Below are 23,417 nucleotides of genomic sequence, written 5' to 3'. Positions count from 1 at the left end.
TCCCAGAGACCCGCCTTCGCCACCGGTGTTCCTCCTGATATCTGCGCATTTCACCGCTACACCAGGAATTCCAGTCTCCCCTGAAGTACTCTAGTTCGCCCGTATCGCCTGCAAGCTTAAGGTTGAGCCCCAAGTTTTCACAAACGACGCGACGAACCGCCTACAAGCTCTTTACGCCCAGTAATTCCGGACAACGCTCGGACCCTACGTATTACCGCGGCTGCTGGCACGTAGTTGGCCGGTCCTTATTCTACAGGTACAGTCACTTGCGCTTCGTCCCTGTCAAAAGCGGTTTACAACCCGAAGGCCGTCATCCCGCACGCGGCGTCGCTGCATCAGGCTTTCGCCCATTGTGCAATATTCCCCACTGCTGCCTCCCGTAGGAGTCTGGGCCGTGTCTCAGTCCCAGTGTGGCCGGTCACCCTCTCAGGTCGGCTACCCGTCGTCGCCTTGGTGAGCCGTTACCTCACCAACAAGCTGATAGGCCGCGGGCCCATCTCGCACCGATAAATCTTTCCACCACCGAACATGCATTCAGTGGTCATATCCGGTATTAGACCCAGTTTCCCAGGCTTATCCCGAAGTGCAAGGCAGATCACCCACGTGTTACTCACCCGTTCGCCGCTCGTGTACCCCGAAGGGCCTTACCGCTCGACTTGCATGTGTTAAGCACGCCGCTAGCGTTCGTCCTGAGCCAGAATCAAACTCTCCGTTGAAGACTCTCGAAACAACCCTCCGAAGAGAGCGAATCAAAATTATCTAACTAGAGTCCGAAAACCTAGCAAAGCGAACACCAGCAAAAAGATTCGCTGTTGTTCAATGTCCAACCTCCCACGACCGGGGGGTACATGAAAGATTGGAACCAATAATAATTATTGGCACTGACATTCATCGACACACTATTGAGTTCTCAAAGAACACACGCACACACTTCTACCCACAACTTCTCGTCGGGGTTTCGGTGAGGCAAGGGTTCAAACTTAGCTCAGACAACCGGCCGGAAGCAAATCCGTACCGAGTCCCTCTGAACACGCAGTCAGTCAGGCGCTCATCGTACTACCTCGTGTCTCGGCCGCTGGGCGGCTGAGTCGGTGTCCGTGTCGCTCTGACTGGAATAAAGTTACGTGCCGACCAACACGAAGTCAAATCGCCTGGAAGATTCAGCATTTCCCCAGCTCACGCCCACCGCGGTGCTGCGGGTTCAAGCCACGCGCTGGTCGGCGAACATCGCACTCGCCGAGGGTGGATGCCCGGCGATCGGATGGCAACTGATCATTCGTCCAGGCCGTGGATGATCTATAACACACGTTCCACCTGGCCTCATGACGCGACAAGCATAGACAGAACCCGCCCTCCGATATACAGTTTGCCCTCGTTCAGCAATTTCATAGCTAACACTTGGGTGGAAGGTAGGCCGAGGTGATAGAGGATTTCGACTCGGTCGAGCGTCGCGCCTGGAGCGCGGTGGTCACCCTCTCGATGCGCGTACCGAGCGCACTCGATTCACGACTACAACGAGAGTTCGGCGTGACCCATTTCGAGTACCGGGTCATGGCCCTGCTCCACGACGCGCCGCGACGCCGGATGCGGTTGAGCATGCTCGCGGCCCGGGGGCACGGGTCCATTTCGCGGCTCTCCCACGTGGTGTCGAAGCTGGAGCGGGTGGGCTGGGCGCGGCGGGAAGCGACGGAATCAGGGCGCGGTATCGACGCGGTACTCACCGCAAGCGGGCAAGCCAAGGTGGTGGAGGCGACACCGGACTACCTGGTCGCGGTGCGCAAGCTGGTGCTCGACGGGCTCGACGATCCGCAGAAGGCCGAGCTCGCGGTCCTGGGCGAACGGCTCTCATCGCATCTGATCCACACGCTCGGCGACGCCGAGTCGGGGCAAACGGCACTCGACTACTGAGACGACCGACGCCGCCTCGAAGATCCGGGGCGGCGTCGGTCGGATGGATCAGGACAGCTCAGGCGTTGTTCGGTCGCCAGGTGGCCACCGCCCAGATCACCACGATGTCGATGGCGATGATCAGGATCGACCACCACGGGTAGTAGGGCAGCCACAGGAAATTGGCGATGATCGACAGGGCGGCGATCACCATCGCCGATACCCGGCCCCACGTCTGACCGGCCAGCAGTCCGATCGCGACGATGACCGCGATCGCGCCGAGAACGATGTGCCACCAGCCCCAGCTGGTGAGGTCGAACTGGAAGGTGTACTCCGGTCCGACAACGATGAGATCGTCGTTGGCGACCGCGGAGATTCCCTGGAAAATCTGCAGGACACCGACAACCGCCAGCAGGATGCCAGCGCCGATGGAGGTTCCTGCCGCGATTCCGTCGCGCACCCGGTGCTGATTCGTGTCTGTCATCGCTGGGCCTTTCCGTCAGGTCAATGCCACGTGCCACCACGGCACACGACAACGGTAGAAACCCGACGGACCCCGCGCCTCACCCGTTGCGGGTGAACTCCGCTACCCGGCGCGGCACCGGTCGCAGGGTTTTGCCGAGGTCGGTGCGCAGGGTGATCAGCGCGTCGAGCAGGTAGTTCTGCCTGACCCGCCACGGATGACGGTCGCCCTGACGGGGGAACGCCGCGATCGAGCGCAAGACGTAGCCGGCGTTCAGGTCGAGCAGTGGGCGTTCGGCGAGCGCGCCCTTGGGCTCGGGGACGACCGCGGCGCTGCCGGTGCGGTCGAGGTGGGTGAGGACTTTGCAGACCAAACGGGAGGTGAGGTCGGCGCGCAAGGTCCAGGACGCGTTGGTGTAGCCGACGCAGATGGCGAAGTTGGGCAAGCCGGTGAGCATGGCTCCCTGCCAGACGAACTGGTCGGCCAGGGGCACGGGGGTGCCGTCGACCGAGGGCGCGATGCCGCCGAAGGCCAACAGGCGCAGGCCGGTGGCGGTGACCACGATGTCGGCGGGCAGCGTCTCCCCCGACACCAGCCGGATCCCCTCCGGCACGAAGGCGTCGATCCGGTCGGTGACCACCGAGGCCTTGCCCTTTTTCATCGCCTTGAAGAAGTCGGCGTCCGGGGCAGCGCACAGGCGCTGGTCCCAGGGGTCGTAATCGGGAGTGAAATGTTCGGCGACGAGTTTGTCGTCCTTGAGGATGCGGGTGGCGAGGTCGGTGAGCAGCTTGCGCGCGGCGGCGGGACGACGGCGGCAGAACTGGTAGAAACCGACGCTGAACAGGATGTTCTTGGTCCGGATCAGCCGGTGGGCCAGACCGGCGGGGAGCAGCGCGCGGAGCCTGTCGGCCTGCTTGTCGCGGCCGGGGACGGCGCTGATCCAGGTGGGGCTGCGCTGCAACATGGTGACGTGGGCGGCGTCGGCCGCGAGGTTGGGCACCAGGGTGACGGCGGTGGCGCCGCTGCCGATGACGACGATCCGCTTGTCGCGGGTGTCGAGGTCGGCAGGCCAGAACTGCGGGTGTACGACGGTGCCCGCGAAGGTGTCGCGACCGGCGAACTCGGGGGCGTGTGGCTGCTGGTAGTCGTAGTAGCCGGCGCACGCATAGAGGAAACCGCAGGTCAGAGTGCTCAGTTCGGGGCCGTCGGGGCCCTCGTGGGCGATGGTGAGCCGCCAGTGGGCCTGCGCCGATGACCAATCCGCGCCGATCACCCGCGCACCGAAGCGAATGTGCCGGTCGATGCCGTTCTCCTGCGCGGTCTCGCGGATGTAGTCCAGGATCGCGGCGCCGTCGGCGATGGAGCGGGCCGCGCGCCACGGCTTGAACGGGTAGCCGAGGGTGAACATGTCCGAGTCCGAGCGGATGCCCGGGTAGCGGAAGAGGTCCCAGGTGCCGCCGAGGTCGGCGCGCGCCTCGAGGACGGCGTAGCTGCGATGCGGGTGCTCGGTCTGCAGCCGGTAAGCGGCCCCGATGCCGGACAACCCGGCGCCGACGATGACGACGTCGAGGTGTTCGGGGGCAACGGCGGTATCGGTCATGGGCTCCAGTGTGCCTGGTGGAGGACCGCGGCAGAAGAGCGTGTGGTCCACCTCGATCGCGGGCCCGGCGGCCATCGTGGAGATTTCGGTATCGTCGGTGCCGTGTCGATCTTTCGGCGTGCGGGATGGTTGCTCGTCGGCGCACTGGTCACCGTGCTGGCTGCCGCATTCGCCGGCTGGCCGGTCTTCGTGCATCCCCAGATCGACCCGCTGCGGCCCGCCGACGTGATCGTGGTGCTCGGCGGCACCCCGTACGAGCGGTTCGACCTCGGCATCGAACTCGCCGAGCGCGGACTCGCCCCCGAGGTGCTGATCTCGCAGTCCACCGGCGCCGATGACCCGATGATGGACAAGTACTGCGGCGGCCGATTCGCCTTCCGTGTCTCGTGTTTCGTGCCCGACCCGTGGACCACCGATGGTGAGGCGCGCGAAATCGTCCGGCGCGCAAAGATCTACGGGTGGAACCACATCATCGTGGTCACCTTCACGCCGCATGTGTCGCGCGCCAGGTACATCGTGGAGAAGTGCTACGACGGCGAGATCACCATGGTCGCCAGCCCGTCGGAATCGGGGCTGGGGTTCTGGTCGTATATGTATGTGCGCCAATCCGCCGGGTACATCAGGGCTTTTGTCAATCAGCATTGCGAGACCGACTGACACACGATGGCGCTGCTCTTACAGTGAGAACAGCGGTGCGGGGGCACCGCCGGTGAGAGGACCGCCGATGCTTGTCGAGGATCTGCGCACCGTCGGTGACGACGCGTTGCGCACCCGATCTGCGTCATCGGGTCGGGCCCTGCGGGCCTGACGGTGGCCACCGAACTCGCCGCCGCCGGACTGCGGGTCCTGGTGCTGGAGAGCGGCGGACACGAGATCACCGCGGACGACAGAGCATTCGCCGCGATCGAGAACATCGGCGCACCCCGCGCGCAACCGCACCGGATCGCGGGAAACCGGGTGCTCGGCGGCAGCTCACACACCTGGGCAGGGCGCTGTGGCGTGCTCGACGACCTCGACTTCGCCACTCGGCCCTGGGTCACCCGCTCCGGCTGGCCGATCGACGCGGGCGCACTGCGCCCCTTCGCCGACCGTGCCGCCGCGCACGCCGGGCTCGGGCACGGCACCGGCTTCACCGAGCACGAATTCTGGCCGCTGGCCGGGCGGCAAGCACCCGCCGACGCGCTCGACACCGCCGCGCTGCGCTCCTGCTTCTGGCAGTTCAGCCGCGACCCGGCCAACCGGTTCGACTGCAAACGGTGGGGACCGCGGGTGCGTGACATCGTCGCGCCGACCGCGCGGGTACTGGTGAACGCGACGGTCACCCATATCGATACCGATACCACCGGCGCGCATGTGAATTCGGTCGAGGTGACCGGAGCGGGTGGCCGTGTACGCACTGTCGAGGCGCGGGTGTTCGTGCTGGCCGCGGGCGGAATCGCGACACCACGGCTGCTGCTGGCGTCGCGGCGCACCGTCGTGGGCGGGATCGGGAATCGGTACGACCAGGTGGGGCGATGCCTGATGGATCATCGCAGCGGCGTGGTCGCGACGCTGCGCCCCGCGCAAGCCCGGGCAGCGCTCGATCGGTTCGGCAAGTACGTGGTGAAGAGCGCACGGGGCAAGCACACCTTTCTGCACGGAATGGCGTTGTCGCCCGCGGTGCAGCGGCGCGAGTCGCTGGTGAACTGTGCGCTGTGGTTGCAGGAGATCACCGCCGACGACGATCCGTGGGACTCGGCGAAGCGGTTGTTGCGCGGCCGGGTTCGGTGGCAGGACCTGCGAATCATGCTGTCCGACACCGGACTTGTGGCCGGCGGTGCGCGGCGCAGATCGGCCGACGGTGCCGGGTTGTCACACCGGCTGGTCCATGTCGAGGTGCGGGCGGTAGTGGAGCAGACACCGGACGCCGACAGCCGGGTACGACTCTCGACGCGCACCGACCCGCTGGGAATGCCGCTGCCGCAAGTGGATTGGCGGATCAGCGATCAGGAGGATCGAACGGTGCGGCGGGCGACAGCATTGCTCGTGGGCGAGTTCGCCCGGCTCGGGTTGCCCGCGCCGCAAGTAGTTCCCACGGCGTTGCCCGACAGCGCCGATCCCCTACCGCTCACCGACTGCGCGCACCCCAGTGGCACCACCCGGATGTCGGCCGACCCCCGGCACGGAGTCGTGGACCAGCACTGCCGGGTGCACGGGGTGGACAACCTCTACATCGCGGGCAGTTCGGTCTTTCCGACGAACGGGCACGTCAATCCGACGTTGACCGTGATCGCGCTCGCGGTGCGTCTGGCCGACACGCTGCGCGCGGCCCTGGCGGCCACTGCTGATTCCCCGATTGCCCGACGGAACTGAGCGGTGACCGACTTGTCTGCGGCGAGCCGATGATCTGCTGGTTGTGCCCACTAGGCTGAGCGGGTGCCGGACTCGCCCGCAGAGAACAGTCGTCCGCGGAAGGCCGGGGGTTCGCCCCGGTCAGATCATCCGCATGAGCCGCATACCGAAGGTCTTGCGACCCGGTTGAACTGGTTGCGTGCCGGAGTGCTCGGCGCGAACGACGGCATCGTTTCCACAGCTGGGCTGGTCGTCGGTGTCGCCGCGACCACGAACAACGCCCAGACGATCCTCACCGCGGGCATCGCGGGACTGGTGGCGGGCGCGATCTCGATGGCCGCCGGCGAATACGTGTCGGTGAGCACGCAGCGGGATTCGGAGAAGGCGCTGCTCGCCAAGGAACGCCGAGAACTGGCCGACGAACCCGATTTCGAACTGGCCGAGCTGGCCGGGATCTACGAGAAGAAGGGCCTCAGCCCGGCCACCGCGCGCACCGTGGCCGCCGAGCTCACCGCACACGACGCGTTCACCGCGCACGCAGAGGCCGAACTCGGCATCGACCCGCGCTCGCTGACCAACCCGTGGGCGGCCGCGATCTCCTCGGCGATCGCGTTCACCTGCGGTGCGCTGCTGCCGTTGCTGGCGATCGTGTTGCCGCCCACCGCATGGCGGGTACCGGTGACGTTCGCCGCGGTGCTGATCGCCCTCGCGATCACCGGGTCGGTGAGTGCGCGGCTCGGCGGTAGCGATCTCGGACGCGCGGTGCTGCGAGTGGTGCTCGGCGGTGCGCTGGCCATGGCGATCACCTACGGAATCGGTGCCGCCACCGATTCGCTGGGAATCGGCTGAGCCCCGGGCAGGTCGGCGCGCGACCGTGCCGGAAACGGTGCGCGCTCAATGCATCGGGCCGAGGTCGAGCCGGCGGGTGACGCGGTCGACGACATCCGGGGGCATGCCGGGTTCGCGACGAGCGGCCTGGGCTTCCCGACGGCCCGCCTCGGTGACGGCAGCGCGGACCGCACGCATCTGGGAGGCGAGTTTGCGTTCCTTGTCCAGCGTGGCTTTCGCATCGGCATCGGCCGCCTCGGGATCGGCTTTGGCGGACAGCCGGCGCAGGAGCGCCTTGAGGTCCTCGTAGACGTCCTCCGGAAGGTTGTCGCGGGCGGCGATCGCTTTGAGTTCGGTGAGTTCGGCATTGACGACCCTGGTCCAGAGCGCCTGTTCGACGGCGCGTTCCTGGCGGGTGTCGGCGTGCACCCCGGTGAGGCGGACCACCAGCGGGAGGGTCGGGCCTTGCACGAGCAGGGTGAACAGCACGACCGCGAACGCGATGAACAGGATTTCCGAGCGGGCGGGGAAGTCGGCGCCGGTGTCGAGGGTGAACGGCACGGCCAGTGCCAGCGCCACCGTCGCGACCCCACGCATGCCCGCCCACCAGGTGACGATCACCTCGCGCCAGGTGAACGGTTCGTCGGTGTTGGGTAGTTTGCTGCTGATCGCCCAGGTGGCCATCAGCCAAGCCAGGCGCAATCCGACGACGACCACGATCACCGCGGCGGTGACCCCGGCCAGTCCCGGCCAGTTGTGTCCGGTGGTGTCGATGACCACCCGCAGTTCCAGGCCGATCAGGGCGAAGGCGAAACCGGTGATGAGCATTTCGGTGATGTCCCAGAACGAGTCGGCGACCAGCCGATAGTCGCGGTCGCCGATTTCGGTCACGGCATCGGTGAGGTACAGCGCGCAGACCAGCACCGCGAGGACCGCCGAGCCCTCCCAGTGCTCGGCGATGCCGTAGGCGGCGAAGGGCAGCAGCAGGCTCACCGCGACCTGACCGGTGGCCGTGTCCAGATACTTGGTGAGCTTGCTGCCGAGCCAGCCGAGCAGCAGGCCGACGGCGACGCCGACCACCGCGGCGATCGCGAAGTCACCGAGCGCGTGCCACGGCGAGAACAGGCCGGTGACCACTGCCTGGATTCCGACCGTGTAGATGACGATCGCGGTGACGTCGTTGAACAGCCCTTCGCCGCCGAGGGTCACGATCAATCGGCGTGGCAGGCCGAGGCTGCCCGCCATGGACGTGGCCGCGACCGGGTCGGGCGGTGCGACCAGGGCGCCGAGCACCAGGCCGGCGGCGACCGCGGTGGCGGGATTCCACGCGTGGAAGACCGCGGTGACCGCGATCGCGGTGACGATCACGAGCCCCACCGCGCGCAACGCGATGATCTGCCAGTTCTCCGCGAACTGCCGCCACGACGTGCGGCGCGCGGCAGCGTAGAGCAGCGGCGGCAGGACCAGGGGCAGGATCAGCTCGGGCGGGATGTGCAGGCTGGGCACGGCCGGAATCAGCGCGAGCAGGCAGCCGAACACTGTCATCAGGATCGACGGCGCGAGACCGAGGCGCGCGCCGAGTGGTTCGGCGAGCACGGCCGCGAGCAGGATCACCAGAGTCAGCACCAACTGGTCCATAGCTGACCAGTCTCACCGACATCGGCGGCACACGGGGATCGACCCGCCGCCGGTCAGGGCCGGACGGCTGCCGCCGGTGGGAGCAGGATCGGCGGGAGGGGGAACGGGAGTTGCAGGACAGGGGGCGGCGGGGGCGGGGGCGGGGGCGGCGCCGGGGCGGGTTCGGGTTCGAAGACCGGGGGCGGCGGCTCGGGCGGAGGCGGCGGCTCGTAGGCGGGCGGCTCGTTGGCAGGCGGCGGAGGCGGCGGCTCGAACGCAGGCGGCGGAGGTGCCTCGACCGGCACGGGCCCCGGGGCGGGTTCGGTTCCGGGCGGCGGGGGCGGAGGTGGCGGCGGCGCGGGGGCCGCTGCCGGGGGCAGGGCGTCGGGGGTTGTCACCGTGCACTGCCAACTGCCGTCGTCGTGGACGCGCCAATGCGCGACGATGCCACCGGCCGAGCAGTTCCCGCCGACCCGTCTGGCCGGCCACGGGGGCGCGAATTCCTGGTCCTGATCGGTCCCGGCGATCGGGAGACCGTTGGCGTCGGATCCCATCGGATTCACCGAAGGGTTGTCGTCACCACCCTGGTCGGCGCGCATCACCAGGCCGAGCGCGACCACCAGCGCGAGGATCGCGGCGAGTACCGCCGCGATCGCGATCATCCGAGTACTGCTGCCGGTCCGTGTTTGTGGACCCTCGCTGCTCTCTGCCATCGCACCGCCTTTGCCGCGGACCAGGTCTCCCCTCGTTCGGTCACGCTACCGTACGGTTGCTCGCAGATCGCTCCGGTCGACGGAACAACCACTGGCCAGCGCAGATACCTATATCCGATGGTTGCCGGATGTTTACTTGATCGCGACCCGCACCTTCACCGCGTCGGCGTCGGTGTTGTGCAGAGCCTGCGCGATCAGTGCGCTCAGATCGAGCTGCGGAGCGGCCGCGGTCACCGATTCGGTGAGCGGGCGCAGTCCGGGCAGCAGGGCGGAAAGCTCGGGGCCGAGCTCGTTCAGCTTGGCGCTGAGCTGCTCGAGCAACGGCACCAGACCACCCTCGCGCAGGTGCATCTGCGGATCGCCTTCGGTGGCCCGGCCGACCGATTCGACGAACTGGTCGATCACCTGGCTCAACCGGATGAAGGCGGGCGCGGCGGCCGAGGTGGCCGGTCCGGCCCAGCCGATGTCGCCGGAAACGTACTCGAAGTTGTTCTGCAACTCGCCGATCGCCGGTGCGCGGCTCATGAGGGCCGCGGCGAGCAGATCGCCCGCCCTTGCCAGCTCGGGGACGACATTCTCGGTGCCGACCATCGCGGTGCCGAGGGTGTCGACCAGGGATCCGACGACCGCGGGATCGAGCTGCTCGACGGTCTTGGTGACCAGCCGCGCGACCTCGGGGATCGACATCGGAGTGCGCACGTTCTCCCCGGACAGTCGCTGCCCGTCGGTGAGATAGGGACCGTTCGCGTCACGCGGCACGAACTGCACGTACGGCTCACCGAGAGAGGACAGGTGCTCGATGGTGACGACGCTGCTCATCGGCACCTTGTGGTCGGCACCGAACCGGAAGCCGACCTGCACCCGACCGCTCGCCGAGGTGTCGACGCCGGTGACCTCACCGATCTCGATACCGGTCAGCAGGATCGGCGAGCCGACACTGAGGCCACCGGAATTCGCGATCTCGATCGAGGCCGCGGTGTAGTCGGCGAACGGGTCGACGCGCACCACCCCGAAGGTCAGGTAGCTCGCGCCGAGCACGGTGATGGCGGCGATGCCGCCGAGGGAGGCCAGTGCACCGATCTTCATCGCACCATTCCGATCATCCGCAGCGCGGTGACGATCTGCGCCACCTGGTCTTCCTCGGACACCTGGACGCCGGTGACGTTCACCTTCGGGCCGTTCTCGACGAAGGGAATGATCTTGTCGCGCAACAGCGCGGTGAGCAGCGCCATGTTCGTCGAGGAGCGCAGGTCGGCCGAACCGCCGGTGGCCAGCGGCAGGAACGCGGTCGCGGCGGCGTCACCGGAGCTCGCGATCGGGGCCAGCCAGGTGAGCGAGGAACCCACCGGGCCGAGCGCGTCGAAGATCTTCATCGTCTTGGCGATCGAATCCTGGGTGCCCGTCAGCGAGGCGACAGCCTCGGGCGTGAGGATGCTGGTCAGCGCTTGCTCGGTGTCGTCGTGCAGGATCGCCGCATTGCGGCTCAGCCCGTTGACCAGCAGGTCGACCTGGTCGAGATGGGCTGCCAGGTCGGCGGCGTCGGCGCCCATCACCGCCGAGATGCGCGCGGTTTCCTTGGGATCGGGTGGCATCACCGAGTTGATCCGGCCGAGCATCTCCTGCAGCTGACCGATCGCACCGCCCTGCACGAACAGAGCCATGGTGGCCATCGTGTCTTCCAGTTGCACAGGCGGTTTCGTGCGCTCGATCGGGATGGTGCCGCCGTCGCGCAGCAGGTCGCCGAAGCCGTCCTTCGGAGTGGTGAGCGAGAGATGGATGTCGCCGAGGATGGTGTCCTGGCGCAGTTCGGCGATGGACTTGGCCGGCAACTGCACGGTGTCGAGGATGTCGGCCTCGACGATGACGTAACCGCCACGGCCCGCGGGCGCGTCGGCGGGCTGGACCACCCGCACACCGTCGACGATGCCGATCTCGGCGCCGTTGGCGATCACCTTCGACTTCGCGGGCAGGTTCAGCGCGCTGCTGAACTCGATCTGCACACGGTAGGTCGAACCGCTGACGGTCGAGCCGGGGACGGGCACTTCGGCGGGGTCGAAACCACAGCCACCCACCGCGAGTCCGGCCGCGACGACGAGTGCGACCACACTGCGGCGCAGCATCTTTCGGGGGTTCATCGAGCACCTGCCATTCCCAGCACAACCTGCACGAGATTCACATCGGCCAGTCCCTGCGCCGGGTCGGGGCACTGCCCCGGAATCAGCTCGTTCACCGCGCCGCACACCTGGTCTGCGTCACCGACGGGCAAGGCGACCTTCGGCGGTGCGTAGGTGATCGCGGTGCCGCCCGCGGGATCGGTGGCGCTGCGGAAGGCGGAGGCGAGCGCGGGCATCTTCGCCACGATCTCGCTGAGCGATCCGACGTTGGCGCGCAACAACTTCACCAGCGGGACCACGTCGTCGAGCGCGCCGATCAACGGATCACCGAGAATGACGGCGACATCGTTGAGTATCGGCAACAGCTCGCCGAGACCGTCGAACAGCGAGGTGGCCGGGCCGAGCAGGTCGTCGGAGGCCATGTTGAGCAGCGGGGCCAGCCGGACCAGCATCGTCTGCAGGTCGCCCCAGTTCGCGGAGACCCGGTTCGAGACCGAGGCGAACGCGTCGAAAAGACTGGCGAGATGGCCGATGTCGGCGTCGGGCTTGTTCATCGCCGAACCGAGCTTGTGGATGAGTTCGTTGACCGTCGGGCCGGTGCCCTCGGTGGCGCGGTTGAGCGAGGACAGGCCGTCCGACAGCGCACTCGGCGCACCCGCGGCACCGCCGGAGAGTTCGTCGGACAGGCTGGCCAGCGCCGTGAGCGTTTCGGTGATGCTCTTGGGTGTCAGCGTTTTGGTGATGCAGCCGCCCGCGAGCGGCGGCGCGGTCTTGCCGGTGGTGAGCACCGCCAGATTGCGGTCCGCCGCCACCGAATACGCGACGGTGGTGGCGGAAGCGTCGGAGTTGACATCGAATTCGGCGTCGACCTCGAACTCGACACGGACCTTGGCGCCCTCGTTGCGCACCGCGGTCACCTCGCCGACATCCATGCCGCGCATGGTGACGTGGTTACCCGGGTAGAGGCCGATCGCGTCGGGCATGAGCGCGCAATAGGATTCGGTCTTCTTCAGCGGATCGAAGGCGACGAAGTAGCCGCCCGCGACCAGCGCCACGAGCACCGCGACGCCGGCGATCGACATGAACGCCTGGGATCCGAGTAGTCGTTTCAGCATCAGCACGCCTTCCCGGGCAGCGGTACGCACACGCGGGCGCTCGACTGGTCGACGACCACACCGGCCTCGGGGGTCGTCAGCTGCGACAACTTGGTCTGCAGCGCACCGACTGTGCCGATGACGGGCTCGAGCTGACTGCTGAGTTCCCCGAGCCGCGGCAACGCGTCGGCCAGCGCCTGCACCTGCGGCTTCAGGGTGGAATCCCAGGTCGGGGCCAGTCCCGCGAGGCGATTCACCACCGAGGTGAGCAACCGAACCGCTTCGGCCATTTCGGCCCGCTTGCTCAGCAGCACGTCTTCGAGCATGTTGACGTTGTCCATCAGCCTGCCCAGATCCGTCTTGGCGCCGTCGTACATGGTGATGTACTCGTCGACGACCGCGATCGACTTCGACACCTGACTGCGCTGACGGTCGAGCATGTCGACGTACTTGCCGACGGTGTCGAGTGTGGTGCGCAGCGCTTCCGGCGAGGTCGCGATCGCGGAGTTCGCGGCGGCCAGGTTGTTGCGCACGGTGTCGCCGTCGACGGCGGCCAGCGGCGCGGTCGCGTCCTGGAAGGTCTCGATCAGGCTGTAGGGCAGGCGGATTCGATCAGTGGGAATCGCCTTGTCCCCCAGCGGCTTCGAACCCGCGGGGTAGAGCGCCACGTAGTGACCGCCGACCACGGTGAGCATGCGAACATCCAGGGACGTCTGATCACCCACGAAGACATCGTTTTTCACGGTGAACCGCATGAGCACCTTGTCGGGCTTCAGTTCCAGCGAGGTGACGCTGCCCACCGAGATGCCGGCCAGGCGCACGTCGTCGCCCTCTCGCACCGACTGCGCTTCGCTGAGCTCGGCGGTGTAGGTGTGCTTGCCCAGCGGCACCACGTACACCACGCCCGCGGCGATGATGAACAGCACGACCAGGCTCAGGCCGATGATCCCCATCCGCAGTTCCCGTGCGAGTTTGCCCGCTTCATCAGGGATCGGGCGATCGCCGCCGAACAGCGCGGCGAGCTTCTTCAGCGGTTGCATACGGTGACCTTCTGTCCGGCGATCAGCACCTGCAGCGGCGCGGGCACCTCGGCGGCGCCGTTGCTGCAGTGCGGCGTGAAGTCGGCGAAACCGCGCGCGAGCGAGGCGTCGACCGTGGCCAGCAGACCGGGGAGCTTGCCGAACACCTCGACGGCTTCCTGTGGATTCGGGAACAGCGCGCGAATCATCGCGTCGACATCGGCGCCGCCGCCCTCGACCAGGCCCAGCGAGGCGAGCAACCGGTCCACCGGTGCCAGCACCGAAGGCGCGGTCATCGCGAACTGCGCGACACCGCCGATATTGCGCTGCATCGCCTCGAAGATGTCGGTGAGCCGGGCCAGCAGCGGCACCAGGTGCCCGACCTTGCCGCCGTGACGCTCGGACAGCTCCGACAGGTTGTGGATCAGGGTGCTGATCACCTGCTGACGGTCATCGGCATAGCTCGCGAGCTGATCGATCGCGGTCAGCGCGGGTCCGAGGCCGGTGCCGTCGCCCTCGATCACGGCGAGCATGCTCGCGGTGAACTGGTTGATCGCTTCGGGCGACAGCGTGGCGAGCACCGGCTTGAGGCCGCTGAACAGACTCGTCACATCGAACGACGGGACGGTCATGTTGGCGCCGATCCGTGCCCCTGCCGCGATGGTCCTGCCCGGGTTCGGCGCCTGCTGCAGGTCGATATAGCGCTGGCCGGTGAGGTTCTGGTAGCGGATCGCCAGCTTGGAGTTGTCGTAGATCGGAGTGTCGGTCTTGACCGTGATCGCGACCTTGGCCTTGTCGCCTTCGAGGCTGATCTTCTCGATCTTGCCCACCTGCACGCCGAACATCCGCACGTCGTTGCCGACCTTGAGGCCGTTGGCGTCGGTGAACAGTGCGTCATGGGCGTTGGTGTCGCCGTCGACCGGGCGCTTGATCAGGGTGAACACCATGCCGAGGATGGCGATCATCACCAGGCTGAAGACGCCGAGGCGCAGTGCGGTTCCGCGAATCTTCATCGCCCACCGGCCTTTCCGAACAGCGGCACCGCGATGCCGGGGACACCGCTGAGCTCGACGTCGAGATTCAGGACAGGGCCGTTCGGGCCGTCGGGCATCGCGCCGCGCAGGTTCTGCAGCAGCGCGGTGAGATCGGCACCGGTCCGGCGCGGGTTCGGCGACATCTGCGCCAGCGCGAGCAGCATCGGTGCGAGCATGTCCGTGGTCTCGGCGAAGTGCCCGCCCGCGGTGCTCAGGGTGGTGCTCAGCGCGGGCAGGATGCCGCCGCCGATCACCCCGACGCCGATGTCGTAGCGCTCCTTGTCGACCTGGGTCACTCGGATATCGCTGAGCTGGTCGATCACCTTCATAGTGGCGCCCGCGAACTCACCGCCGCCGTCGAAGGCGGGGCCGAGCTTGCCGAACAGCTCCGAGGGCATCGCGTCCTGGTTGTCGGCGAGGGTCTTGGAGACCGTGATCAGCGCCTGGACCAGCGGAGTGAAGGCCTTGAAGTCGGCGGCCAGCTGGGAGATGACGGTGGCCATCTGCGGGCTGGTCACGGTCATACCGACCTGCGAGAGGCTGCGCAGGATGGCACTCATCGTCGCGTCGTAGACCCGGTCGTTGTTCGTGCCGGTGAGGTCGAGGACCACGCCCTCGCGTAGCGGCGAACCGCCCGCGCCACGGCGCAATTCGATCTCGGCGATGCCGAACAGGTTGGTCGGGGCATAGTCGATCGCGAGGCTGTCGTCGATGCCGACCAGTCGCTCGGTGTCGAGCAGCAGCGCGATCTGCTGGGTGCCGCGCGCGCCGGGGGTCACCTCGGCGACCTCGCCGACCGTCACGCCGTCGACGCGGACCTGGCTGCCCGCGCTGATGCCGTCACCGAGGTGTTCGGTGTGCAACGCGATGCGCAGACCGTCTTCGGTCCGCAGATTCGAGTAGGTGACATAGGCCAGTGCGATCGCCGCGATCACCGACAGGATGATCACGCCGGTCAGCCGCGACGTGCGCCGATCGGCCGCGACGCCGGGCATTCCATAGTTAGGCATCTAGTTCACCCCGTAAAACTGATCGCCGAGTTGAAACCCCAGAGCATGATCGTGAGGACCATGTCGATGGCGATGATGGCCACCGAGCTGGCGCGCACCGCGCGACCGGAGGCGATGCCGACCCCCTCGGGGCCGCCGGTGGCGAAGAACCCGAAGTAGGCGTGCACCAGGATCACCACCGTGCCGAACACGGCCACCTTGATCACCGCGGCGATCATGTCGAAGCCGGAGATGAACTGGAAGAAGTAGTGGTCGTACACACCGGCCGACTGCCCGTAGACCATCGTGAGCAGCCCGCGGCAGGCGCCGTAGGCCAGGATCAGCGCGATCAGGAAGGTCGGCACGATGGCGATGGCGCCGGCGATCACCCGGGTGGTGACGACGTAGGGCACCGAACGCAGGCCGAGCGCCTCGATCGCGTCGATCTCCTCGGAGATGCGCATCGCGCCGATCTCGGCGGTGATCCGGCACCCCGCCTGGGCGGCGAAGCCGATGGCCGCCGCGATCGGGGCCAGCTCACGGGTGGTCGCGTAGGCCGAGATCACGCCGGTGACCGGGCCCATGCCGAGCATGTCGAGTGAGGCGAACGATTCGACGCCCACCGAGGCGCCCATCACCAGGCCGAGCACGATCATCATCGGAACGGTGCCGCCGCCGACGATGATCGACCCGCGTCCCCAGGTCATATCGGTGACCGCGCGCAGCGTCTCGTCCCGGTAGCGGCGCAGCGTCAGCGGCACCGAGGACAGCACCTGCCAGACGAACACCGCGACGAAGCCGAGCGATTCACCGGCGGTGACGATCCGCTTGCCGATGCGGGCGGGCTTGCGCAGCCAGTGCAGCGAGGTGGGGATGTACGACGAGGCAGCCATCACGCCAACTTCGTCGGCAGGAACATGGCACTGATCTGGCTTGCGAGGAGGTTCACGATCGCGATCGAGACCACCGAGAGCACCACCGCCGCGTTCACCGCGTCGGCCACACCGCGCGGTCCGCCCTTGGCCTCCAGTCCGCGCTGGCAGGAGATGATCACGACCAGGAAGCCGAAGATCAGCGCCTTGAGCAGCGAGACCCACACGTCGCCGGCGGTCGCGAACGAACCGAACGTCGACCAGTAGCTACCCGGGGTCACGCCCTGCCCGCCGACGGCGACCGCGTACCCGGCCAGCACGCCGACGAAGATGATCAGCACATTGAGCATCGGGGCGACGAGCAGCATGGCCGCCAGGCGCGGGATGACGAGCCGGTGCACCGGGTTGATGCCCATGGTGTTGAGCGCGTCGATCTCCTCGCGGATGGTGCGCGCGCCGAGGTCGGCCGCGATCGCCGCCGCGCCCGCGCCACCGAGCAGGAAGCCGGTGGCGATGGGCGCGCCCTGCTTGATCACGCCGAGGCCGCCGGTGGCGCCGAGCATGGAGTCGGCGCCGAGGCTGTGGATCAGGTTGCCGACCTGGACCGAGACGATCACGCCGAACGGGATCGCCATCAGGATCGCGGGAATGGCGGTGACCGTGATCAGGCGCCAGGCCTGCACGAGGGTCTCCCGCCACTGGAACTGCCTGCGGGCGATGTCGGAGAACGAGCCGCCGACCGATTGCTGTGCGAGATCTACCGCCCGCCCGAAGGTCCGCAGCGACGACACGACAGTGTCGGTGAAGTTCTTGCGGACGATCTGGGTAGCGGAATCCGGCTTCGCGGAGTGCAGATCGGTAGACATCAGGGATGCCTCCGGGCCGCTCGTGAAGCACGGGGCTTGGTGATTTTCATACCGCACTCTCTGGCTTCGGCGTCGGTGCCAACTCCAGCAAGCTAACCGGTACTCTGCGTCACAACAAAATTTCCAGTGGGTGACCCTCGTCGCTTTTCCGCGGTTTCCATGACAGGTCGACCTGCCCTGTGATCCGCAACACCTCAGCTACGGACTTGCGGCCAGGAACACAAACGCCGCGAACAACCCCAGGTGAACACCGCTGTGCAGCAGGGTCGCGCGGCCGGGAACGATCGTCAGCGTGCTCACCACGACGGTCAGCGCGAGCAGCACCATCTGCGTGGCACCCAGACCCAGCACCAGCGGCCCGCTCAACCAGATGGTCGCGATCGCGATCACCGGGATGGTCAGACCGATACTGGCCATCGCCGAGCCGAGTGCCAGGTTCAAACCGATCTGCACCTGATTGCGGCGCGCGGAGTTCACCGCGGCGATCGTCTCGGGCAACAGCACCAGCATCGCGATCACCACACCCACCGCCGACTGCGGCAATCCGGCCGAGGCCACCGCCGATTCGAGCGCGGGCGAGACCACCTTGGCCAGGCCGACCACGCACACCAGGGCGAGTACCAGCATCCCGAGGCTGATCAACGCGACCTTGTTGGACGGCGCGTTGCTGTGGGTGTCGCTGTCGTCGACCGCGCCACCGTCCTCCACCGGCAGGAAGTCGTCGGGGTGACGCACCGTCTGCACCATCACGAACAGCCCGTAGAGCGCCAGCGAGGCGACCGCGGCGAAGGCGAGCTGCGCGGGCGAGAACTCCGGGCCCGGCGCGCTGGTGGTGAAGGTCGGCAACACCAGACTCAATGTGGCCAGGGTCGCGACGGTGGCCAGGGCGGCACCGGTACCTTCCGCGTTGAACACCGCCACCCGTCTGCGCAGCGCGCCGACCAGCAGCACCAGGCCGAAGATGCCGTTGCAGGTGATCATCACCGCGGCGAACACGGTGTCGCGAGCGAGCGAGGCCGCCTTGTCGCCGCCGGAGATCATCATCGTGACGATCAGCGCCACCTCGATCACGGTCACCGCCACCGCGAGGACCAGCGAGCCATAGGGTTCGCCCACCCGGTGGGCCACGATCTCCGCGTGATAGACCGCCGAGAGCACCGCGCCGACCAGCGCGACACTCACCAGCGCGACGATCAATCCCGGTACGGAACGCCCCCAGCTGAGTACGAGCACGAGCGCGGCGAGGATGGGCACGTACAGGGTCCATTTAGTCGTCAACGCGGCAATCATGACCCCCATCCTTCCAGCTACGGCCGGGCACACCCGGAATCGTCACCGCACGGATCTCGGCGATGGATTCACTCACACCCCCTCGATGGGGAACAATTCAGCGCGTGCGGACCCAGTTCACCCTCGAGCTCGTCGCTTTGGCCAACGACCTCACCCTGATGTCGCGCGTCGCCCATGACGCGACCGAGCGGGTTACCCAGGCGCTGGCCGGCGCCGACCTCGCGGCCACCTACGAGGTGTTCGCGCTCGACGAGCAGCTACAGCTGATGTTCGCCGCCTGCGAATCCCGCACCATGGCGCTGCTCGCGCTGCAGGCGCCGGTGGCGCGCGATCTGCGTCATGTGGTGACCGCGATTCAGGTGGCCGGTGAGCTGTCGCGGATCGGTCGGCGCACCGAAACCGCTGGGCAGTACGTCTATCGGGCCCATCCGGCCGCGGTCGCGCCCGCACCGGTGATCGCCGAACTCGTGTCGATGGGCACGCTCGCGGCCGGGTGCGTGGCGCGGGTGAGCGCGTCGGTGGCGAGCGGGCGGTTCGCCGCCGGGGGCAGCGCCGATGTCGAGGCGATGGAGACGCTGTGCAAGCAATTGCGCACCGCCCTCACCGAAGCCGACGTGAGCACCGAAGCCGCGATCGATATGGCGTTGCTCGGCAGCCAATTCCAGCGCTGCGTCGACCATGCCGCGCGCATCGCACGCCTGATCCGGTTCCTGGACACCGGCATTCCGCCCGAAACGGGATCACTGCCCGACTGATCGATTGTGATCTCCATCACTATGGGTTTGCACTTCGGCGCCGCCGGTCACCTCCGTCGATAGATGAACGCTATTGAGCCGCAATCAGTTCGCGCTGTGCTGTGCGGAACCTCATAGCGGACAATCACTGACGACACCCGGCGCGGCCGTTAGGTTGTGCCGGTTCATTTTTCGACGGAGCATCTGGGTGGTACGGGCATGAAGTGGTCTTCGATCAGCGGTTCTCCCCTGGGTCGAGCCCTGCTCGCCCTCGCCGCGGCGGCGGTTATCGCCGTGGTGGTCACCCTCGCGAACACGTTCCTGGACAAGGTGAGTCCGACCGCGCCCGGCCCGGGTTCCGCGGGCGCGGCGACGGTGTCGGGCAAGGAAGTCGGCGATCTGGTCGCCACTCTCGTCGTCGCGAAGGAAGGCCCGATGACGGGCTACACGCGCGAGAAGTTCCCGCACTGGGACACCAACAAGCCCGAGCACGGTTTCACCGGCGACCTGGCGCAGTACACGAAATGCACCAGCCGCGAAGTGATGATGCTGCGCGACGCCAACGGCAAGGTCACCCTCGACGCCAAGACCTGCGACCTGAAGGTGGCGGCCGGTGGCGGCTGGCAGGACCACTACGGCTTCATCGACAAGAAGACCGGTGAACTCGGGCCGTACAAGTTCATCACCGATCCGTCCAAGGTCGACGCCGAACACATTGTGGCCCTTGCCGAAGCATGGCGATCGGGCGCGGCCGACCGCGACGAGGACACCCGTCGCCGCATCGCCAACGACTCGATGAACCTGGTCGCCGCCGACCCGTCGGCGAATCGTTCCAAGGGCGATCAGGACCCCGCGAACTACTTGCCGCCCGGCAACTTCCGGTGTGCCTATGTCGAGCACTACGTCAAGGTGAAGGTAAAATACGCCTTGACCGTTGATACCGCCGAGCACACCGCGTTGCGCACCGCAGTCGATGACTGCCTCCGCCGAGGAGAGTTCAAATAAGCGAGCCCATCGAGATCACCGCCGAGAGCGCCGTCATGACCGAAGAGGAAGGGACGGTGTCCGGCGAGCTCGATGTCATGCTCGACGACGCGGGCAAGGGCCTCGTCCGCTATCGCGGCACCGATACCTGGTACACGATCGGCAATATCGAGTGCGAGCCGCCGCGCACCTGGGACTGCGTCGCCGACCTGGTGAAGGCGATCAAGAAGGACGCGGGCACCCGCGACGTCGCGGGAAACACGGTGGTCTTCGAAGCCTGAGGCGCGAGCTGGCAATCTGGTAGCTATGCCGACTGCCTATCGACAACCACCGCCCACCGAGGTCGCCTGGTCCGCGCTGTGCCGCCGGACGCCGCGCGTGGTCGCGCTCATCGCGACCGCGGCGGTGCTGATCACCGCCCTCACCTGGGAGGTCACCAGCGGCATCAGCCGGATGGACACCGCGGTGCTCGACTGGATGATCGCGCATCGCGGCGAGCCGCTCACCAGCATCGCCACGGTGATCACCGACCTCGGCGACACGCTGTCGATGACGATTCTGGCGTCGCTCACCGTCGGGATCTTCCTCCTGCGGCGCAACCTGCCGGTCGCCGCCCTGGTCGCCGTCACCTCGCTGGGTGCGGGCGTGCTGGTGTGGGTGATCAAACGGCTGGTCGGCCGCCAGCGGCCGCCCGAGGCGTCGCGGCTGGTCTTCGAGCCCAGCCTGTCCTATCCGTCGGGGCACACGCTCGGCTCCACGGTGGTCGTCGGCATCGTGGCGCTCGCGGTGATCCCGCGGCTGCGCAGGCACTGGGTTCGGGTGATCGCCACGGTGTTCGCTGTCGCCTTTCCGGCCGCCGTCGGGTTGTCGCGCATCTATCTGGGCGTCCACTGGACCACCGATGTGCTCGCGGGCTGGATCATCGGGTTGCTGTGGCTGGTCCTGTGCGTCACCGCCTTCACCCGCGTGCGGCGCGCTCAACCCACCGCGATCACCACCTTGCCGAACGAGGCGCCCGAGCGCAGGTAGTCGTAGGCCTCGGCGGCGGCGTCGAAATCGAATGCGCGGTCGATCACCGGGCGCAGACGATGCTTCGTGATCGCGCGGTTCATCGCTTCGAAACCGGTTCGGCTGCCGACGGCGATGCGCCGGATGGCCAGGTATGAGGAGCCGAACGGATTGTCCGGCAGCGTTGCTCCCGGCGTGGGCGCCATCGCGCCGATCATCGTCACCGTCGAGTTGTACGCGCCCGCACGCACCGATTGTTCGAGCGTGGGCAGGCCGACCGCGTCGACGATGTGCTCGGCACCGGTCCCGGTCATCTCCATCACCGCGTCACCCCAGTTCCCGGTCACGGTGCGGTCGATCACCGTGTCGGCGCCCAGCGCGCGCAACCGGTCTGCCTTCGCCCGGCTGGAGGTGATCGAGATGACCTCGGCGCCGAGGATTTTCGCGAACTGGATGGCGTACAGCGCCACCGCGCCGCTACCGACGGTGAGCACGCGCGCACCCGGAGCGGGCGGGCCCGGTGTGGTGAGCGCCGACCAGGCGACCAGGCCCGCGCAACTCAGGGTCGCCGCCTCCGCGTCGGTGAGATGGGCGGGCACGTGCACGATCGAATCCTCTTCGACGAGCGCGTAGGTGGCGAGAAATCCGTCGTAGTTCGCGCCGTACTGTTCGGCGGCGGTGGCGAGGGTTTGCGGACCGTCGACCCAATGGACGAAGTAACTCGCGGTGATCCGGTCGCCGATTCCCGCGCGGGTCACTCCGGGGCCGAGCGCGATCACCTCGCCGACACCATCGGAGAGCGGGATGATGCCCGCGGTAGCGGGCAGCGGGTAGGTGCCGTCCATCAGCATCAGATCGCGGCGGTTCACCGACGCGGCGCGGACCCGGATCAGGACCTGGCGCGGGCCCGGTTCCGGCCGCTGCTGCGCGGACCGGGTGAGACCACCGCCGAGGTGGTAGGCGACGGCGTGATCAGGGTGGATGTCGTTGTCAGGCATGGGACAACTCTGTCGGTGATGGCGTCACCGCGCGATTCCCCGGAGGGTATGGGCAGGTGCCGGTCGGGATCGGTGCCGCATCGACCGATCGGTTCTGCGAGGTGGCGCCGGAGGATGATTCCCGGCGGGAATGGTGGCGGCCGTCGACGCGGTTCACTCCATTCATGACCGCTGCTCCGCCATCGACCGGATTCGGCCCCCAACTGCGTCACTGGCGCACCCGGCGCCGGGTCAGCCAGCTCGACCTGGCGATCCGGGCCGAGACCAGCCAGCGCTATCTGAGCTTCCTCGAGCAGGGCAGATCGCAACCGGGACGCACGATGGTGGTGCGGCTGGCCGAATCGCTCGAGCTGTCCCTGCGCGACCGCAACACCTTGCTACTGGCCGCGGGGTTCGCACCCGTCTTCCCCGAAAGTGATCTGGCGGCTCCGGAATTGGCGCCCGTTCGTGCGGCGATCACCGCCGTGCTGGACGGGCATCTACCGTATCCGGCGCTGGTCGCTCGCCCGCGCGGCGAACTCGTCACGGCCAATGCCGCCTTCGACCTGTTCACCGAGGACGTGTCCCCGGAACTGCTGGTCGCGCCGATCAACATCCTGCGGTTGGCCCTGCACCCCGACGGCGTCGCCCCGCGCGTACGCAACCTGCCGGACTGGGGCAGGCACATCATGGATTCGTTGCGAAACCGCGCCGCCCACACGCCCGATCCAGCCCTCGACCAACTCATCGCCGAACTGGCGGGCTACCTCCCCGCGCCGCGCCCAGGGCCCGACCACGTCGGCTTCGCCGTCCCCCTGCACCTGCGTACCCCAGACGGCGACCTCCGTCTGATCACCACTCTCACCTCGTTCGCGACCGCCACCGATGTCACCCTCGCCGAACTTCACCTCGAGGCGTTCCTGCCCGCCGACGCGGAGACCGCGCGCATTCTCGCGCTGCGCGCGACCCGTCGCTGATCGCGCCTCGGGCGAGTACC

General features: G+C 67.5%; 23 protein-coding genes and 1 rRNA gene. 9 read left to right on the top strand and 15 right to left on the bottom strand.

The genetic code is table 11. From position 1 onward, the window contains the following. Nucleotides 1–716 (bottom strand): 16S ribosomal RNA (locus ACWDXS_RS34615); the annotation flags it as partial. A 703-nt stretch (nucleotides 717–1,419) separates the two neighbouring features. Between ACWDXS_RS34615 and ACWDXS_RS34610 the strand changes: the two genes are divergently transcribed. Beyond that, on the top strand, nucleotides 1,420–1,908 hold the full coding sequence (locus ACWDXS_RS34610; protein ID WP_379314216.1) for a MarR family winged helix-turn-helix transcriptional regulator: 489 nt from the start codon (nucleotides 1,420–1,422) through the stop codon (nucleotides 1,906–1,908). Between the two features lie 58 nt (nucleotides 1,909–1,966). Here the strand turns inward: ACWDXS_RS34610 and ACWDXS_RS34605 are convergent, their stop codons facing one another. Beyond that, nucleotides 1,967–2,371 carry a DUF7144 family membrane protein gene (locus ACWDXS_RS34605; RefSeq protein WP_378996611.1) on the bottom strand — a complete coding sequence of 135 codons (405 nt, stop codon included), beginning with the start codon at nucleotides 2,369–2,371 and terminating at the stop codon, nucleotides 1,967–1,969. Between the two features lie 79 nt (nucleotides 2,372–2,450). After that, nucleotides 2,451–3,950 (bottom strand): flavin-containing monooxygenase, encoded by a 1,500-nt coding sequence (locus ACWDXS_RS34600; RefSeq protein ID WP_378996613.1) that lies wholly within the window; start codon nucleotides 3,948–3,950, stop codon nucleotides 2,451–2,453. Between the two features lie 102 nt (nucleotides 3,951–4,052). On the opposite strand from ACWDXS_RS34600, the gene ACWDXS_RS34595 reads away from it, so the two are divergent. The 3 genes from ACWDXS_RS34595 to ACWDXS_RS34585 all read left to right on the top strand — a co-directional run bounded on the left by ACWDXS_RS34595 (nucleotide 4,053) and on the right by ACWDXS_RS34585 (nucleotide 7,130). Continuing rightward, entirely contained in the window at nucleotides 4,053–4,607 is a 555-nt protein-coding gene (locus tag ACWDXS_RS34595) for a YdcF family protein (protein WP_378638999.1), read from the top strand. A 117-nt stretch (nucleotides 4,608–4,724) separates the two neighbouring features. Continuing rightward, a complete protein-coding gene (locus ACWDXS_RS34590) occupies nucleotides 4,725–6,302 on the top strand; it encodes a GMC oxidoreductase (protein ID WP_449972375.1) in 1,578 nt (525 codons plus the stop codon). Between the two features lie 165 nt (nucleotides 6,303–6,467). Continuing rightward, nucleotides 6,468–7,130, top strand: coding sequence for a VIT1/CCC1 transporter family protein (locus ACWDXS_RS34585; RefSeq protein ID WP_449972367.1), 663 nt, complete (start codon nucleotides 6,468–6,470; stop codon nucleotides 7,128–7,130). A gap of 45 nt (nucleotides 7,131–7,175) precedes the next feature. Here the strand turns inward: ACWDXS_RS34585 and ACWDXS_RS34580 are convergent, their stop codons facing one another. The 11 genes from ACWDXS_RS34580 to ACWDXS_RS34530 form a co-directional block, all read right to left on the bottom strand. After that, on the bottom strand, nucleotides 7,176–8,747 hold the full coding sequence (locus tag ACWDXS_RS34580) for a Na+/H+ antiporter (RefSeq protein WP_378996619.1): 1,572 nt from the start codon (nucleotides 8,745–8,747) through the stop codon (nucleotides 7,176–7,178). A 53-nt stretch (nucleotides 8,748–8,800) separates the two neighbouring features. Beyond that, nucleotides 8,801–9,439: a hypothetical protein gene (locus ACWDXS_RS34575; protein WP_449972363.1), complete on the bottom strand. Its 639-nt coding sequence runs from the start codon at nucleotides 9,437–9,439 to the stop codon at nucleotides 8,801–8,803. A gap of 132 nt (nucleotides 9,440–9,571) precedes the next feature. After that, a complete protein-coding gene (locus ACWDXS_RS34570) occupies nucleotides 9,572–10,525 on the bottom strand; it encodes an MlaD family protein (RefSeq protein ID WP_378996623.1) in 954 nt (317 codons plus the stop codon). Beyond that, a complete protein-coding gene (locus tag ACWDXS_RS34565) occupies nucleotides 10,522–11,574 on the bottom strand; it encodes an MlaD family protein (RefSeq protein ID WP_449972360.1) in 1,053 nt (350 codons plus the stop codon). Before ACWDXS_RS34565 ends, ACWDXS_RS34570 begins: the two co-directional genes overlap by 4 nt. Next, nucleotides 11,571–12,668 (bottom strand): MlaD family protein, encoded by a 1,098-nt coding sequence (locus ACWDXS_RS34560; RefSeq protein WP_379312042.1) that lies wholly within the window; start codon nucleotides 12,666–12,668, stop codon nucleotides 11,571–11,573. The genes ACWDXS_RS34565 and ACWDXS_RS34560 overlap by 4 nt, the downstream gene beginning before the upstream one ends. Further along, nucleotides 12,668–13,687 (bottom strand): MlaD family protein, encoded by a 1,020-nt coding sequence (locus ACWDXS_RS34555; RefSeq protein ID WP_449972356.1) that lies wholly within the window; start codon nucleotides 13,685–13,687, stop codon nucleotides 12,668–12,670. The genes ACWDXS_RS34560 and ACWDXS_RS34555 overlap by 1 nt, the downstream gene beginning before the upstream one ends. Continuing rightward, nucleotides 13,675–14,679: an MlaD family protein gene (locus tag ACWDXS_RS34550; RefSeq protein WP_387449127.1), complete on the bottom strand. Its 1,005-nt coding sequence runs from the start codon at nucleotides 14,677–14,679 to the stop codon at nucleotides 13,675–13,677. The genes ACWDXS_RS34555 and ACWDXS_RS34550 overlap by 13 nt, the downstream gene beginning before the upstream one ends. Then, nucleotides 14,676–15,710 (bottom strand): MlaD family protein, encoded by a 1,035-nt coding sequence (locus ACWDXS_RS34545; protein ID WP_449972352.1) that lies wholly within the window; start codon nucleotides 15,708–15,710, stop codon nucleotides 14,676–14,678. The genes ACWDXS_RS34550 and ACWDXS_RS34545 overlap by 4 nt, the downstream gene beginning before the upstream one ends. A gap of 5 nt (nucleotides 15,711–15,715) precedes the next feature. Further along, nucleotides 15,716–16,582 carry an MlaE family ABC transporter permease gene (locus tag ACWDXS_RS34540; protein WP_328659724.1) on the bottom strand — a complete coding sequence of 289 codons (867 nt, stop codon included), beginning with the start codon at nucleotides 16,580–16,582 and terminating at the stop codon, nucleotides 15,716–15,718. Continuing rightward, nucleotides 16,582–17,427, bottom strand: coding sequence for an MlaE family ABC transporter permease (locus ACWDXS_RS34535; RefSeq protein ID WP_378996636.1), 846 nt, complete (start codon nucleotides 17,425–17,427; stop codon nucleotides 16,582–16,584). The genes ACWDXS_RS34540 and ACWDXS_RS34535 overlap by 1 nt, the downstream gene beginning before the upstream one ends. A 198-nt stretch (nucleotides 17,428–17,625) precedes the next feature. Further along, complete coding sequence (locus ACWDXS_RS34530) at nucleotides 17,626–18,717, bottom strand: calcium:proton antiporter (RefSeq protein ID WP_449972347.1); 1,092 nt, start codon at nucleotides 18,715–18,717, stop codon at nucleotides 17,626–17,628. A gap of 104 nt (nucleotides 18,718–18,821) precedes the next feature. Between ACWDXS_RS34530 and ACWDXS_RS34525 the strand changes: the two genes are divergently transcribed. The 4 genes from ACWDXS_RS34525 (at nucleotide 18,822) to ACWDXS_RS34510 (ending at nucleotide 21,464) form a co-directional block, all read left to right on the top strand. After that, the gene (locus ACWDXS_RS34525) at nucleotides 18,822–19,472 is read left to right on the top strand and encodes a phosphate signaling complex PhoU family protein (RefSeq protein ID WP_378996639.1); all 651 of its coding nucleotides are present in this window, start codon (nucleotides 18,822–18,824) and stop codon (nucleotides 19,470–19,472) included. Between the two features lie 198 nt (nucleotides 19,473–19,670). Further along, the gene (locus ACWDXS_RS34520; protein ID WP_378996641.1) at nucleotides 19,671–20,456 is read left to right on the top strand and encodes an HNH endonuclease family protein; all 786 of its coding nucleotides are present in this window, start codon (nucleotides 19,671–19,673) and stop codon (nucleotides 20,454–20,456) included. A 35-nt stretch (nucleotides 20,457–20,491) separates the two neighbouring features. Next, nucleotides 20,492–20,716, top strand: a complete 225-nt coding sequence (locus tag ACWDXS_RS34515; RefSeq protein ID WP_378996643.1) for a hypothetical protein — start codon at nucleotides 20,492–20,494, stop codon at nucleotides 20,714–20,716. A 25-nt stretch (nucleotides 20,717–20,741) separates the two neighbouring features. Then, complete coding sequence (locus tag ACWDXS_RS34510) at nucleotides 20,742–21,464, top strand: phosphatase PAP2 family protein (RefSeq protein ID WP_449972343.1); 723 nt, start codon at nucleotides 20,742–20,744, stop codon at nucleotides 21,462–21,464. Here the strand turns inward: ACWDXS_RS34510 and ACWDXS_RS34505 are convergent. Further along, entirely contained in the window at nucleotides 21,413–22,441 is a 1,029-nt protein-coding gene (locus tag ACWDXS_RS34505; RefSeq protein WP_449972340.1) for a zinc-dependent alcohol dehydrogenase family protein, read from the bottom strand. The genes ACWDXS_RS34510 and ACWDXS_RS34505 overlap by 52 nt on opposite strands. A gap of 164 nt (nucleotides 22,442–22,605) precedes the next feature. Between ACWDXS_RS34505 and ACWDXS_RS34500 the strand changes: the two genes are divergently transcribed. After that, nucleotides 22,606–23,397: a helix-turn-helix domain-containing protein gene (locus ACWDXS_RS34500; protein ID WP_449972337.1), complete on the top strand. Its 792-nt coding sequence runs from the start codon at nucleotides 22,606–22,608 to the stop codon at nucleotides 23,395–23,397. The last annotated feature ends 20 nt before the right edge of the window (nucleotides 23,398–23,417 follow it).

The organism is Nocardia sp. NPDC003183 (assembly GCF_053590715.1).
Note: the sequence above shows the minus strand (reverse complement) of the source record. Positions and strands in the feature narration are given on the sequence as shown.

Bases quoted from the DNA above. Each gene is read 5' to 3' on its own strand.
- ACWDXS_RS34605 (WP_378996611.1), bottom strand. From the start codon at position 2,371: ATGACAGACACGAATCAGCACCGGGTGCGCGACGGAATCGCGGCAGGA.
- ACWDXS_RS34600 (WP_378996613.1), bottom strand. From the start codon at position 3,950: ATGACCGATACCGCCGTTGCCCCCGAACACCTCGACGTCGTCATCGTC.
- ACWDXS_RS34580 (WP_378996619.1), bottom strand. From the start codon at position 8,747: ATGGACCAGTTGGTGCTGACTCTGGTGATCCTGCTCGCGGCCGTGCTC.
- ACWDXS_RS34575 (WP_449972363.1), bottom strand. From the start codon at position 9,439: ATGGCAGAGAGCAGCGAGGGTCCACAAACACGGACCGGCAGCAGTACT.
- ACWDXS_RS34570 (WP_378996623.1), bottom strand. From the start codon at position 10,525: ATGAAGATCGGTGCACTGGCCTCCCTCGGCGGCATCGCCGCCATCACC.
- ACWDXS_RS34565 (WP_449972360.1), bottom strand. From the start codon at position 11,574: ATGAACCCCCGAAAGATGCTGCGCCGCAGTGTGGTCGCACTCGTCGTC.
- ACWDXS_RS34560 (WP_379312042.1), bottom strand. From the start codon at position 12,668: ATGCTGAAACGACTACTCGGATCCCAGGCGTTCATGTCGATCGCCGGC.
- ACWDXS_RS34555 (WP_449972356.1), bottom strand. From the start codon at position 13,687: ATGCAACCGCTGAAGAAGCTCGCCGCGCTGTTCGGCGGCGATCGCCCG.
- ACWDXS_RS34550 (WP_387449127.1), bottom strand. From the start codon at position 14,679: ATGAAGATTCGCGGAACCGCACTGCGCCTCGGCGTCTTCAGCCTGGTG.
- ACWDXS_RS34545 (WP_449972352.1), bottom strand. From the start codon at position 15,710: ATGCCTAACTATGGAATGCCCGGCGTCGCGGCCGATCGGCGCACGTCG.
- ACWDXS_RS34540 (WP_328659724.1), bottom strand. From the start codon at position 16,582: ATGGCTGCCTCGTCGTACATCCCCACCTCGCTGCACTGGCTGCGCAAG.
- ACWDXS_RS34535 (WP_378996636.1), bottom strand. From the start codon at position 17,427: ATGTCTACCGATCTGCACTCCGCGAAGCCGGATTCCGCTACCCAGATC.
- ACWDXS_RS34530 (WP_449972347.1), bottom strand. From the start codon at position 18,717: ATGATTGCCGCGTTGACGACTAAATGGACCCTGTACGTGCCCATCCTC.
- ACWDXS_RS34520 (WP_378996641.1), top strand. From the start codon at position 19,671: ATGAAGTGGTCTTCGATCAGCGGTTCTCCCCTGGGTCGAGCCCTGCTC.
- ACWDXS_RS34515 (WP_378996643.1), top strand. From the start codon at position 20,492: ATGACCGAAGAGGAAGGGACGGTGTCCGGCGAGCTCGATGTCATGCTC.
- ACWDXS_RS34510 (WP_449972343.1), top strand. From the start codon at position 20,742: ATGCCGACTGCCTATCGACAACCACCGCCCACCGAGGTCGCCTGGTCC.
- ACWDXS_RS34505 (WP_449972340.1), bottom strand. From the start codon at position 22,441: ATGCCTGACAACGACATCCACCCTGATCACGCCGTCGCCTACCACCTC.
- ACWDXS_RS34500 (WP_449972337.1), top strand. From the start codon at position 22,606: ATGACCGCTGCTCCGCCATCGACCGGATTCGGCCCCCAACTGCGTCAC.